11 protein-coding genes are annotated in these 13,123 nt (G+C 74.4%); 6 read left to right on the top strand and 5 right to left on the bottom strand.

Going from position 1 to position 13,123, the window contains the following annotated elements; translation table 11 throughout:
* Positions 1-7 precede the first annotated feature (7 nt).
* Positions 8-571 (bottom strand): hemerythrin domain-containing protein, encoded by a 564-nt coding sequence (locus tag A4V12_RS28430; RefSeq protein ID WP_064072304.1) that lies wholly within the window; start codon positions 569-571, stop codon positions 8-10.
* Positions 572-785: 214 nt separating this feature from the next.
* Between A4V12_RS28430 and A4V12_RS28435 the strand changes: the two genes are divergently transcribed.
* On the top strand, positions 786-1,322 hold the full coding sequence (locus tag A4V12_RS28435) for a hypothetical protein (RefSeq protein ID WP_064072305.1): 537 nt from the start codon (positions 786-788) through the stop codon (positions 1,320-1,322).
* Positions 1,323-1,508: 186 nt separating this feature from the next.
* A complete protein-coding gene (locus A4V12_RS28440) occupies positions 1,509-2,642 on the top strand; it encodes a carboxylate-amine ligase (protein WP_064072306.1) in 1,134 nt (377 codons plus the stop codon).
* Here A4V12_RS28440 and A4V12_RS28445 read toward each other — a convergent pair.
* Positions 2,629-3,372 carry a 2OG-Fe dioxygenase family protein gene (locus tag A4V12_RS28445; RefSeq protein ID WP_064072307.1) on the bottom strand — a complete coding sequence of 248 codons (744 nt, stop codon included), beginning with the start codon at positions 3,370-3,372 and terminating at the stop codon, positions 2,629-2,631. The genes A4V12_RS28440 and A4V12_RS28445 overlap by 14 nt on opposite strands.
* Positions 3,373-3,626: 254 nt before the next feature.
* On the opposite strand from A4V12_RS28445, the gene A4V12_RS28450 reads away from it, so the two are divergent.
* The 4 genes from A4V12_RS28450 to A4V12_RS28465 are packed head-to-tail and all read left to right on the top strand — an operon-like array spanning position 3,627 to position 8,723.
* A complete protein-coding gene (locus tag A4V12_RS28450; protein WP_064072308.1) occupies positions 3,627-4,460 on the top strand; it encodes a M55 family metallopeptidase in 834 nt (277 codons plus the stop codon).
* On the top strand, positions 4,453-5,793 hold the full coding sequence (locus A4V12_RS28455; protein ID WP_064072309.1) for a M20/M25/M40 family metallo-hydrolase: 1,341 nt from the start codon (positions 4,453-4,455) through the stop codon (positions 5,791-5,793). Before A4V12_RS28450 ends, A4V12_RS28455 begins: the two co-directional genes overlap by 8 nt.
* A gap of 15 nt (positions 5,794-5,808) precedes the next feature.
* Positions 5,809-7,794, top strand: coding sequence for a prolyl oligopeptidase family serine peptidase (locus A4V12_RS28460; protein WP_064072310.1), 1,986 nt, complete (start codon positions 5,809-5,811; stop codon positions 7,792-7,794).
* Positions 7,791-8,723: a S66 peptidase family protein gene (locus A4V12_RS28465; RefSeq protein WP_064072311.1), complete on the top strand. Its 933-nt coding sequence runs from the start codon at positions 7,791-7,793 to the stop codon at positions 8,721-8,723. Before A4V12_RS28460 ends, A4V12_RS28465 begins: the two co-directional genes overlap by 4 nt.
* Before the next feature lie 83 nt (positions 8,724-8,806).
* Here A4V12_RS28465 and A4V12_RS28470 read toward each other — a convergent pair whose 3' ends face one another.
* The 3 genes from A4V12_RS28470 to A4V12_RS28480 all read right to left on the bottom strand — a co-directional run bounded on the left by A4V12_RS28470 (position 8,807) and on the right by A4V12_RS28480 (position 12,953).
* Positions 8,807-10,336 (bottom strand): serine/threonine-protein kinase, encoded by a 1,530-nt coding sequence (locus A4V12_RS28470; protein ID WP_064072312.1) that lies wholly within the window; start codon positions 10,334-10,336, stop codon positions 8,807-8,809.
* 214 nt (positions 10,337-10,550) lie between these two features.
* Positions 10,551-11,612, bottom strand: a complete 1,062-nt coding sequence (locus A4V12_RS28475; protein WP_064072313.1) for an AI-2E family transporter — start codon at positions 11,610-11,612, stop codon at positions 10,551-10,553.
* Positions 11,613-11,870: 258 nt separating this feature from the next.
* Positions 11,871-12,953, bottom strand: a complete 1,083-nt coding sequence (locus tag A4V12_RS28480) for an adenosine deaminase (RefSeq protein ID WP_064072314.1) — start codon at positions 12,951-12,953, stop codon at positions 11,871-11,873.
* Positions 12,954-13,123 lie beyond the last annotated feature (170 nt).

Consider the following 13,123-nt stretch of genomic DNA (forward strand, 5'->3'; position numbering starts at 1 on the left):
CGGGCCGTCAGGACTCCTTGCCGCGGCCCGTCATCGCGTCGCGGAGGCGGTCGACGAGGCCGGCGCCCGGAGCGAGGAGCTTGTTGGCCGGGGGCTTGTCCGGGGCGGAGGGGTGCGGCCGGGTCGGCGCCGTCCTCTTGGCCTGGCGGACCTTCTCCCCGAGTTCGCCGAGCACGTCGGCGGAGCACGCCTCGCGCAGGCGCGGGAAGAGGTTGTTCTCCTCGTCCGTGACGTGCGACCGGATCTCCGCCATCAGCCGGTTGACCAGGACGTCGAACTGCGGGTCGTCCGCCTCGCAGCCCTCCAGGTCCTTCATGATCCGCTCGGCCGCCGCGTGGTCGGCCAGCTCCTTGTCGGCCAGCGCGTCACCACCCGGCACGTGCTGGCGCACCGCCGGGTAGAGGCAGGCCTCCTCCGCGACCGAGTGGCGGACCAGCTCGATGGTGACCTGGTCGGCGAAGTGCTTGCGCCGGCCGTCACCCGACGGCAGCTCCTCGATGGTGGCGAAGAGCTCCTCCACTTCCTCGTGGTCATTGCTCAATTCGGTGATCACATCTCCGCCGTGCCCCATGGTCGCTCCTGATCCTCTGCGGACTTTTCTGTGGATTTCCCCATGAAACGCCGCCGCGTTCCCGCCCGGTGTATTGCCGCGCGCCCAGCGTGTCGTCACCGGCGTACGCCCCTGCGCCGGTATCGGCGTGCGTGAGCTGCGTCATTTCCGTCCGCGTCGTCCAGGGGTACGTTTTGCGTCCGCCCAGCTCCCCGTGCATTCGGATGGACAGACCGTGCCCGCAGATTTCTCGCTCTCCCCGCTCATAGCGGCGACCGCGCAGTGGCTCGTGCGCGCCTACCCGCCGGGCGGCGGCGCTCTCGACTCCGCCCTCGCCGAGGCACAGGCCCGGCAGGCCGTCACGGTCGCGGCATGGCTGCGCTACCCGACCGCGATGGACGCCGCGCTGGTCGCCGTGGCGGGACCGGGCGGTGCCGGACGGCTCGACGGGCTCACGGGCGCCGACGTGGCCGGGAGCGCCGACGAGGACGCGGAGGCCTGGCGCACCTGGGTCGACGAGGTCGTCGCGAGCTGGGCCGCGGCCCTCCTCGGCGCCCCCGAGCTGGCCTCGGCCGCCACGGACGCGCTGACCGGCTCCGCGCACACGGCGGGGGCGCCGGTCGAGTTCCGGCGGCTCCTGGACCCCGACGACCGCGACCGGCGGGCCGCCGCCCTGCTGCGCCACCCGGACCTGCTCGCGCCCGTGGCGGAGCTCCACCGGGACCAGCTCCTCGACCGGCTGGCGGCCGGCCCCGTACCGCTCACGGGCTGAGTCCGGCCCCGTACCGCACAGGTCCCGTACCGCCCGGCGGCCGGTGGCCGGCCCGCAGGGTCCGCGGGGCCTTCCGTGCCCGGCCCCCCGGACCGCCCGTCCCCGGACCGCTCGTCCCACAACCGCCCGTCCCCCGGACCGGCCCTTCCCCGCGACAGGGATACCGCGAGGCGTGATGCTGGACCGGTGAACGACTGGGAGAACCACGCGCCCACGGTCGGGGTGGAGGAGGAGTACTTCCTCGTCCACCCCGCGACACGCGGCGTCGCACCGGCCGGGTCCCGGGTCGTCGCCCGGGCGTCCGCCATGGTCGGCGATCTCGTGTCCGGCGAGTTCACCGAGTACCAGATCGAGGGCAAGACCCCGGCGTGCCCGGGCACCGCCGAGCTGCGCGAGGAGCTGCGCCGGGTACGGGCGGCGGCCGCGGAGGCCGCCCGCGCGGAGGGTCTGCGGCTGTGCGCGTCCGGCACCCCGGTCCTCGGCGGCGACGGCCCGGTGTCCTCGCTCGCCGGCCTCGGGGACCATCCCCGCTACCGTGCCGGTGCCGAGCAGTACCGCGCCATGCTCGACGACTTCGCCGTGAGCGCGTTCCACGTCCATGTGCACCTGCCCGACAAGGAGCTGGCCGTGCTGGTGGGCAACCACCTGCGGCCCTGGCTGCCCCTCCTGGTGGCGCTGAGCGCGAACTCGCCCTTCCACGAGGGGCACGACACCGGGTACGCCAGTTGGCGCTCCGTCATCAGGGGCCGTTTCCCGTGCCTGGGACCGCCGCCGTACGCCGCGTCGCTCGCCGAGCACGAGCGTCTGGCGATCGCCATGGCCGAGACGGAGGCGATGCTGGAACCCGGCATGCCGTTCTGGGACGTCCGGCCGAACCCGCGCCTGCCGACGCTGGAGGTCCGCTCCATGGACGTCCTCGTGGACGTCGACGACACCGTCGCCATGACGGCGCTGATCAGAGCGCTGGTGGTGACGTCGGCCGACCTGGTCCGGCGCGGCGACCCCGGGCCGCGCACCGGCGGCGAGCTGCTGCGCGCCGCCTACTGGCGGGCCGCCCGCGACGGCCGGACCGGCGGCGGGGTGGACGCCCTGACCGGTCGCGTCCGGCCCGTGACGGAGCAGGCGGAGAGCCTGGTGCGGCATGTGCGGCCGGCCCTGGAGGCGTACGGCGACATGGGGGAGGTGTCGGCGTTCCTGCGGCGCCTCGCGGCGCGGGGCACCGGCGCCGAGCGTCAGCGCGCCTGGGCCCGCGGCGGGGCGGGCCCGGCCGGCGCGGTGGACGCGCTGGTGCGCGCCACCGAGTGCGTCAGCGTGCCGTGAGCGTGGTGACCAGCACGTCCCGGTGCCCCGGCCGGGCGGGGTCGGCCGGCCGGACCGGCGACACGCCGTGCAGCGTGCGGCGGTCGTCGCCCAGCAGGAGCGTCCCGCGCTCCCCGAGCGTGGTGGTCAGCACCTCGCCGCCGTCCGGGTCGCGGACCGCGCTCTCGCCGCCGGTGGCGTTCTCCCGGCCGATGAGCAGCGACGTCACGAGCGCGACCCCGTCGCGGTGCATGCCCTCCGGGGTGGGCGCGCCCTGGCTGTCGGTGGAGGCGACGACCCGGAACGGGTGCACCTTGACGTCCCACTCGTCCGTGTCGCCCAGGCAGGCCGCCACGTCGCCGAGCATCCTCAGCAGCGGCGTGAGGAGCGGATCGGTCACGAAGGCGTCGGTGAGGGGCTCGAAGTGCCGGTCCACGTCCACGTACAGCGGGTTGCTGTCCTCCGGCTGGACGAAGGCGATGTGCGGCAGCAGGGTGAGTTCCCCGGTGCGGGAGAGGCGGAAGTGCCCGTAGCGGCGCAGCCGGCGCGTACCGCGCTCGGCGGCGTACGTGTCGGGGGCCAGCTCCTCCCAATGGGCGGCGAAGGCGGCCCAGTCGTGCTCGTCCACCCCGAGGCACGCGGAGAGGTCCGCAGGCCGCATCACGTACGCGCCGGACGACACCAGCGCGTCGTGGGCGGCGGTGACCGGGGCGGTGTGCGTCGAGGTCGTGTCGTCGGCGACGTGGTCCATGGCTCCATGGTCGGGCGGCGAGCGGTGGTCCGCATCCGGCGTGCGCCCGGCCCGCGTACGGCGTGACGTGCGCGCCCCGGCGCATGCGGGGGCGCGAACGGCGCGCGGTGGGAGTGCGTGAAGCGCGTGGCGGGCGCGTGTACGGCGCGCCACCGGTGGGCAGGTGCGTGGGACGGACGCTCGTCGGCCGACCCCGGCCGACAGTTATCCACAGGCCTGGGCAGGCGGGGCGGGACCGCGTACGGTTTCGAGGCATGAAGATCCTTGTCAGCGCCGACATGGAAGGCGCCACCGGTGTGACCTGGCCGGCCGACGTGCTGCCCGGCACCCCCCAGTGGGAGCGCTGCCGGACCATGTTCACCTCGGACGTGAACGCGGCCGTGCTCGGCTTCTTCGACGGCGGAGCCGACGAGGTCCTCATCAACGAAGCGCACTGGACGATGCGCAACCTGCTGCTGGAGAGACTCGACGAGCGCGCCGAGATGATCACCGGTCGGCACAAGTCCCTGTCCATGGTGGAAGGCGTCCAGCACGGCGACGTGGACGGCATCGCGTTCGTCGGTTACCACACGGGCGCCGGCACCGAAGGGGTCCTCGCCCACACCTACCTCGCCAACTCCATCACCGGTGTCTGGCTCAACGGCGTACGGGCGAGCGAGGGCATGCTCAACGCCCATGTCGTCGCCGAGTACGGAGTCCCCGTCATCCTCGTCACCGGCGACGACCTGACCTGCGAGGACGCCCTCCAGTACGCCCCGGAGGCCCGCAAGGTGGCCGTCAAGGACCACGTCTCCCGGTACGCCGCGGTGTGCCGCACGCCCACCCGGACGGCCGCCGACATCCGCGCCGCAGCCAAGGACGCGACCGCTCTCGCCGTACGGTACGAACCGGTGCGCGGCGGACCGTTCACCGTGGAGCTGGAGTTCGACGCGGAGCACCTGGCGGCAGCCGCCACCGTCGTCCCGGGCGTGACGGCCTGCGGCGAACGGCGTGTCACCTGCACCAGCGAGACGATGTACGAGGCCATCCGCGCCTTCAAGGCGGTCACCACGATCGTCTCGGCCGCAGTGGAGGAGCAGTATGGCTGACGTGACGGCACCGTTCGACACGGACTCGCAGGCGCTCGACGAGGTGGTCGCCTTCACCTCCGAACTCATCCGTATCGACACCACCAACCACGGCAGCGGCGACTGCCAGGAGCGGCCCGCCGCCGAGTACGTGGCGGAGCGGCTCGCCGAGGCCGGCCTGGAACCGGCGATGCTGGAACGCACCCCCGGCCGCACGAACGTCGTCGCGCGCATCGAGGGCACCGACCCGTCCGCCGAGGCGCTCCTCGTCCACGGCCACCTCGACGTGGTGCCGGCCGACCCCGGCGACTGGGAGGTGCACCCCTTCTCCGGCGAGGTGCGCGACGGACTGGTCTGGGGCCGCGGCGCCGTCGACATGAAGAACACGGACGCGATGATCCTCGCGGTGGTACGCGAGTGGGCCCGCCACGGCATCCGGCCCCGGCGCGACATCGTCATCGCGTACACCGCCGACGAGGAGGCCAGCGCCGCCGACGGCGCCGGGTACCTGGTGCGCCACCACCGGGACCTCTTCGAGGGCTGCACCGAGGGGATCGGGGAGTCCGGCGCCTACACCTTCCACGCCGGACCGGACCTGGAGATCTATCCGATCGGGGCGGGGGAGCGGGGCACCGCCTGGCTCAAGCTGACCGCCGAGGGCCGGGCCGGGCACGGCTCGAAGGTCAACCGGGAGAACGCGGTCAGCCGCATCGCCAAGGCCGTCGCCCGCATCGGCGAGCACCAGTGGCCGGTGCGCCTCACCCCGACCGTCCGCGCGGCCCTCACCGAACTGTCCGCCCTGCACGGCCTCCAGCCCGACCTCGACGCCGACGACTTCGACGCCGACGCCCTGCTGGCGAAGCTCGGCCGCGCGGCCGCCCTGGTCGAGCCCACGATCCGCAACAGCTCCAACCCGACGATGCTGCACGCCGGTTACAAGGTCAACGTGATCCCGGGCGTCGCCACCGCCCACATCGACGGACGTGTCCTGCCCGGCGCCGACCTGGAGTTCGCCGAGACCATGGACATGCTCGCCGGACCGGACGTCCAGTGGGAGTTCCAGCACCAGGAGATCGCCCTCCAGGCGCCCGTCGACTCACCGACGTACGCCAAACTGCGTGCCGCGCTGGAGCACTTCGAGCCCGACGCCCACGTCGTGCCGTTCTGCATGTCCGGCGGCACCGACGCCAAGCACTTCGCCCGGCTCGGGATCACCGGCTACGGCTTCGCGCCGCTGAGGCTGCCCATCGGGTTCGACTACCAGGCGCTCTTCCACGGCGTCGACGAGCGCGTCCCGGTCGAGGCGCTGCACTTCGGCATCCGTGTGCTCGACCACTATCTGCAGACCGCGTAGGGGGGAATTCCGGACATGGTACCCACGGGGGCCTACGGAACATGGCCGTCACCGATCGACGCACGCATCGCCGCCGCACACGGCGGGCGTCCCGAGTACGTCGGGGTGGTCGGCGACGAGGTGTGGTGGACCGAGCCGCGGCCGGCCGAGGGCGGCAGACGCGCCCTGGTGCGCCGGCGTCCCGACGGCACGGAGGAGCAGGTGCTCCCCGCCCCGTGGAACGTGCGCAGCAGGGTGGTCGAGTACGGCGGGCAGCCCTGGGCCGGAGCGGTCCGCGGTGAGGACGCCACGCCGCTCGTCGTCTTCAGCCACTTCCCCGACCAGCGGCTCTACGTGTACGAACCGGACGGCGACACCGCACCGGTGCCGCTCACCCCGGTGTCCGGCGTGGGCGGCGGGCTGCGCTGGGTGGACCCGGTGATCCACCCGGACCGGGACGAGGTGTGGTGCGTCCTGGAGGAGTACACCGGCCCCGGGCCGGGCGACGTGCGGCGGGTGGTCGCCGCCGTGCCCCTCGACGGATCGGCCGCCGAGGACCGGCGGGCGGTGCGGGAACTGACGGACGACCGGCACCGGTTCGTCACCGGGCCGCGTCTCTCGCCGGACGGCCGGCGGGCCGTGTGGCTCGCCTGGGACCACCCCCGGATGCCGTGGGACGGCACGGTCGTGATGACCGCCGACGTCACGGCGGACGGGACCTTCACCGACGCGCGGCCGATCGCCGGGGGCGAGGAGGAGGCGGTCTGCCAGGCCGACTGGGCCCCGGACGGCTCCCTGCTGTTCGTCTCCGACGCCTGCGGCTGGTGGGAGCTCCAGCGCATCAGGCCCGGCGACACCCGGCCGGCCGGCCTGTGCACGGGGCGCGCGGAGGAGTTCGGCGGACCGCTCTGGAAGATCGGCCTCAAGTGGTTCCAGCCGCTGGACGACGGGACGATCGCCGTCATCCACGGCAGGGGCGCCACCGGCCTCGGCATACTCGACCCCGAGACCGGCCAGGTGGTCGACGCCCCCGGGCCCTGGACCGAGTGGGCCTCCACCCTCGCCGGGCACGGCACCCGCGTCGTCGGCGTGGCGGCCAGCCCCCGCAGCGGCTACGAGGTGGTGGAACTGGACACCTGTACCGGCCGCACCCGGGTCATCGGTTCCGCCCACGACGACTCCGTGGACCCGGCGTACTACCCGGAACCCCAGATCCGCACCTTCACCGGACCGGACAACCGGGAGATCCACGCCCACATCTACCCCCCGCACAACCCCGACCGGATCGCGCCCGACGACGAACTGCCGCCCTACGTGGTGTGGGCGCACGGCGGCCCCACCGCACACGTCCCGCTCGTCCTGGACCTGGAGATCGCCTACTTCACCTCGCGCGGGATCGGCGTCGCCGAGGTCAACTACGGCGGCTCCACCGGGTACGGCCGGTCCTACCGGGACCGGCTGCGGGAACAGTGGGGCGTCGTCGACGTCGAGGACTGCGCCGCCGTCGCGGAGGCGCTCGCCGCCGAGGGCACCGCCGACCCGGCCCGGCTCGCGATCCGCGGCGGCAGCGCCGGCGGCTGGACGGCCGCCGCGTCCCTGGCCGCCACCGGCGTGTACGCCTGCGGCACCCTGCTCTACCCGGTCCTCGACCTCGACGGGTGGGCGGCGGAGACGCACGACTTCGAATCCCGCTACATGGAGTCGCTGATCGGACCGCCCGAGGACGTCCCCGGCCGCTACCGGGAGCGCGCGCCGCTCAACCAGGTCGAGCGGATCACCGCGCCGTTCCTGCTGCTGCAAGGGCTCGACGACGTGATCTGCCGCCCCGAGCAGAGCGAACGGTTCCTGGCGGCCATGGCGGGACGCGGCATACCGCACGCGTACATCGCCTTCGAGGGGGAGGGGCACGGCTTCCGCAGGGCCGACACCGTCGTCCGCGCCCTGGAGGCGGAACTCGCCCTCTACCTCCAGGTCTTCGGCATCACCCGGCCCGACGTGCCGCCGCTGGAGCTGCGCAAGTGACGGTCGCCGCACTGACCCGGCCCGCCCGCCTGCGGCCGGGTGACCGGATCGCCGTGGTGTCGCCCAGCGGCCCCGTCCCCGAGGACCGCCTCCGGGACGGGCTCGCCGTCCTGCGCGGCTGGGGCCTCGACCCGCTGGTGATGCCGCACGCCCTGGACGTCCACCCGGAACTGCCGTACCTCGCGGGGACGGACGAGGACCGCGCCCGCGACCTGACGGACGCCTGGTGCGACCCGACCGTCTCGGCGGTCGTCTGCGCCCGCGGCGGGTACGGCGTGCAGCGCATGGTCGACCTCCTCGACTGGCCGGCGATGCGGGCCGCGGGGCCCAAGGTGTTCGTCGGCTACAGCGACGTGACGGCCCTGCACGAGGCGTTCGCCGTACGGATGGGCCTGGCCACGCTGCACGGGCCGATGGCGGGGGCGATGACGTTCCTCAAGGACGCCGCCACCCGGGAGTCGCTGCGCGCCACGCTCTTCGACCCCGGAGCGGTACGCACCCTGGGCCTTCCCGGCGCACGGCCCATGGTCCCCGGCCGCGCGCGGGGCGTCACCCTCGGCGGCTGCCTCGCCCTGCTCGCCGCCGACCTCGCCACACCGCATGCCCGCCGCTCGCTGCGCGGCGGTCTGCTCCTGCTGGAGGACGTCGCCGAGGAGCCGTACCGCCTCGACCGCATCCTCACCCAGCTCCTGCGCGCCGGCCGCCTCGACGGCGTCACGGGCATCGCCCTCGGCTCGTGGGAGGAGTGCGGCCCCTACGCCGAGGTCCGCGCCACCCTGCGCGACCGGCTGGCGCCGCTCGGCGTCCCGATCGTCGAACAGCTGGGGTTCGGCCACGGCCCGACCAACCTGACCGTCCCCCTCGGCGTTCCGGCGCTCCTGGACGCGGACGCGGGAACGCTCACCCTGGACGAACCCGCGCTGCGCTGAGACGCGGGGGAGCGGCCACCGGTCCGCCGCGGGCCGCTCCCGGACCGGCGTCGGACCGCCGTCGGTCCGCCGCCCGGGAGCGGTCAGTTCCTGCCCTTGGCCTTGCCCTTGGCCTTCTCCGGCTTCGCACCGGCGGGCCGTGACGGCGTGTCGTAGGACGGGTCCCGGACGTCCTGCGTCTGCTGGACCTCTCGCACCTGCCGGACCTCCTGCGCCTGCCGGCCGGGCTGCTCGCGGGAGACGGTGGCCGCGGCGGGGACGCCGGACCCTCCGGTCACCGCGCCGGACCTGCCGGCGGCATCGCCCGTGCCCGCGGCAGTGCGCGCACCGGTGGGGGAGGCCGGGGCCGCCGACGGGGAGGCCGGACGGGAGGGACGGTCGTCCGCCGCGGGCACCGCCGGCTTCGTCGTGGCCGGACGCGGTGGGCGGGCGGCTGTGTCCCGGGCGTCGGACGGCGGGGCACCGGTGGAGCCGGTCAGCGCCACCCCGAGCGCGGCCAGCGTCGAACCGGCCGTCAGCAGGGCGCGGTGCGTCCGGTGGGAACGATGCCTCCGGCGGGCGGCGTGGGTCCGCTGGTCCTGTGCCGGGACGCGCGCCGCCTCCTCGCGTGCGGTGGCCACCGCCCGGGGCTCGGGAACCCGCAGGGCCTCCGGTCGCCGGTGGGGCAGCGCCTCGCTCGAACCGCCCGGCCCGCTCGTCCCACCCTGCACTCCTGAGCGGGCGTCCGCGGTTCCTGCGGCCACCCCGGCCACGTCAGCGGCCTCGTCCACCTCGGTCACTTCGGCGACCTCGGCCACCTCGGCCAGTGCCCGGCTGCAGGTCCCGGCGTCGGGCCGGCCGGTCTCGTCGACCGCGGTCATGGCCCGCAGCAGCGCGGTGAGCCCCTCGGGCAGCGAGGGCGGGAAGACCGGGGCCCGGTGCAGGCGGGCGATCGCCGCTTCCAGCGGGGTCCCGTCGTACTCCAGCTCACCCTTCAGGGCCTCCAGGAGCACCAGGCCGAGGCTGTAGACGTCCGCGGCCGGTCCGGCGCCCCGGCCGAGCACCTGCTCGGGCGCCATGTAGGCGGCGGTGCCGACCAGCGTGCCGGTGACCGTGTGAGCGGTGCTGTCGAGCAGCCGGGAGATACCGAAGTCGGTCAGGTACGGCACGCCCGTCTCGTCCAGGAGGATGTTCGAGGGCTTGACGTCGCGGTGCACGACACCGTTCGCGTGGACGTGCGCCAGGGCGGAGGCCAGGGCGGATCCGAGACGGCAGGCCTCGGCGGCCGTCAGGGGGGCCCGGGCTATCCGGCGGCGCAGCGTCGTGCCCTTGATCAGCTCCATCACCAGGAAGGGCTGCCCGTCGTCCCGGCCGCAGTCGTACACCGTCACCAGGCCGGGGTGCTGCAACCGGGCGAGCAGACGCGCCTCGCTGTCGAAGCGCTCCTCCGTCGGGGCCTCGCCCTCGGGGCGGAGGACCTTCACGGCGACGGGACGCCGCAGCCGCAGGTCCAGACCCTCGTACACATCGGCCCCGCCTCCCCGGCCCAGGAGATCGTCGAGCCGGTAGCGCCCGGCCACCACATGGGCCGTGAGCCGGAAGTCCGGTCGTACCGTCCACGGGCGGACCTTCATGTGGGCTCCCTGCCTGCTGTCGTCACCTGCCGATGTCCGCCCGCCCACCCGTACAACGGCCGGGCTCATGACTGACCGCATGGTGACGGGCACGCAGTACGCCTGCCCCCTGAACCCCCGGACATCCGTGCGTGTCCCATTCCGTCTCACGATGCCCCTCCGACCAGGGCGGAAACCGTGGCACGGACCTCCCGCGCGGTGCCGGAGGGCCGGCTCAGGCGGGTGCCGTGGCCGCCGGCCGGCGCGCCTCGCGCAGTGCCGTGTAGACCGACCACGCCACCGACACCAGCGGCACGGCGACCACCGCGCCCACGACGCCCGCCGCGACGGCTCCCGCGATCACGGAGATCGCCACCACCAGCGGGTGCAGCCGGACCGCCCAGCTCATGACGAGCGGATGCAGCAGGTGCCCCTCGATCTGCCCGATGATCACGATCAGCGCGATCACGATGGCGGCCGTCAGCGGCCCCTTCGCCGCCAGGGCGACGACAGCCGCCACGGCGAGCGCGACCGGCGATCCGATCAGGGGGACGAACGCGGCGACGAACTCCAGCAGCGCCAGCGGCACGGCCAGCGGTACGCCGAGGAAGTAGAGCGCGACACCGACCAGTACGGCGTTGGTCGCCGCGACGAGCACGATCCCGTGCGTGTAGCCGGTGAAGGTGCGCCACGCCGCCCGTCCCGCGATGTTCCAGTACGACCGTGCCCGCTGCGGCAACTGGTCGCAGTACCAGGCCCACTGCCGGTCGCCCGAGTGGATGAAGAAGATCGAGGCGAACAGGCCGAGGGCAAGCGCCGCCACCACGTGCACCGCCTCGCCCGCACCGCTGACCGCCTTGCTGAGAAGGGCCGAGCGGTGGCTGGAGAGGAACTGCGTCACCCGTGAGTGCAGGTCGGACAGCACATCCGGGTGGAGCCGGAACGGCGGCCGCTCCAGCCACCGCTCGATACGGTCCACACCGTCCCGGAACTCCCGCACCAGCGTGGTGCTCTCGCCCGCGACCGCCTCACCGACCAGGGCCAGGACCCCCAGCACCACCGCGATCCCGGCGAGCAGCGTGACCGCGACGGCGAGCCCCCGGGGCAGGATCCGCGCCACGAGGTCGGCGACGGGCCGCAGCAGTGCCGTGACGACCAGCCCCAGGAAGAGGCCCACCCCGATCTCGTGGAAGCGGCCCAGTACGGCGAAGACGCAGTACACGGCGGCGCCGACGACCAGGATGCGCCACGCGTGGGCGGCGGCCGTGCGGAGGAACGGAGGTACCTGGGGCTCCATGCCCGCTGAGGTACCACCGGCGGCCGGTCCCGCCACGCCCCCGCAGAAACGTTCGCCCTGCCGGGGCGCGCAGCGGGCCGAATGGCCGGGAGCAGCGGGAGCAGCGGGAGCAGCGGGACGGCCCGGAGGGCGGCGCCCGGCGCGCCTGCCCCCGGGCCGCACCCGATCCGGTTCAGCCCCCCGGCGCCGCGCCCCGCCCCCCGGCGCCGGTGCCGCCCCCGGCCGCCACCGCCTCCCGTGCCGTGCCGCGCCGCGGCGTCAGAGCGCGGCGTACCCCGGGCGGATGACTTCGTCGATGAGCCTGCGGCGCTCGGGCAGCGGCAGGAACGCGGCCTCGACGGCTGCGACCGTGAACTCCTCGAACACCTCGGGGCCGTACCCGAAGGCGTCCACCATGTGCTGGAACTCCTGGCTCATGGTGGTGCCGGACACCAGGCGGTTGTCGGTGTTGAGCGTGACGCGGAACCCGAGGCGGCGCAGCTGGTCGATCGGGTGCGTCGCGTAGTCCTTCGCGGCGCCCGTCTGGAGGTTGGAGGTCGGGCAGACCTCCAGCGCGATGCGGTTGTCACGGACGTACGCGGCCAGGTGGCCGAGGGTGCCGTCCTCGGCGATGTCGTCGGTGATCCGCACACCGTGCCCGATCCGCTCGGCGCCGCACACCTGCACCGCCTCGTGGATCGACTCGGCGCCCACGGCCTCGCCCGCGTGGATGGTGAAGTGGCAGTTGTGCCGCTTGAGTTGCTGGAAGGCCGGCAGGTGGCGGGCGGGCGGGTTGCCGATCTCGCCGCCCGCGATGTCGAAGCCGGCCACGCCGCGCTCGCGGTGGGCGACGGTCAGCTCGGCTATCTCCAGCGAGCGGTCGGTGTGGCGCATACCGGTCAGCAGGGTGCCGACGGTGATGCGGCCGCCGGCGCGGCGCTCGCCCTCGCGGAAGCCCTCGTTCACCGCCTCCACGACCTCGTCCAGGGTCAGGCCCGCCGCCAGGTGCTGCTCGGGGGCGTACCGGACCTCGGCGTAGACCACGCCGTCCGCCGCCAGGTCCTCGGCGCACTCGGCCGCGACGCGGAAGAGCGCGTCACGGGTCTGCATCACCGCGCAGGTGTGGGCGAACGTCTCCAGGTAGCGCTCCAGCGAACCGGAGTCGGCCGCGTCGCGGAACCAGGAGCCCAGCGCCGCCGGGTCCTCGGTCGGCAGGCCGGTGTAGCCGCACGCGCGGGCCAGCTCGATGATCGTGGCGGGGCGCAGTCCGCCGTCCAGGTGGTCGTGGAGGACCGCCTTGGGGGCGCGGCGGATCCAGTCGGCGGCCGTGACGTCGGCGGAGACGTTGTCAGACAAGTGCATGGTGCGGGAGTGTACGCCACGCCCGGGGGCGTACGCCGTGACGCAGCCGACAGCGTGACGCCCCCGACGGCGGCGGCGCCGGCCCCCGGGGACCCCGGTGGCCGCCGGGATCACGGTCACCGCCGAGATCGACCGCGCCGGCCCGCCGGCATCCCGGTGGCCGCCGGGAT

The organism is Streptomyces noursei (assembly GCF_001646665.1).
GTDB classification, from domain to species: domain Bacteria; phylum Actinomycetota; class Actinomycetes; order Streptomycetales; family Streptomycetaceae; genus Streptomyces; species Streptomyces lavendulocolor.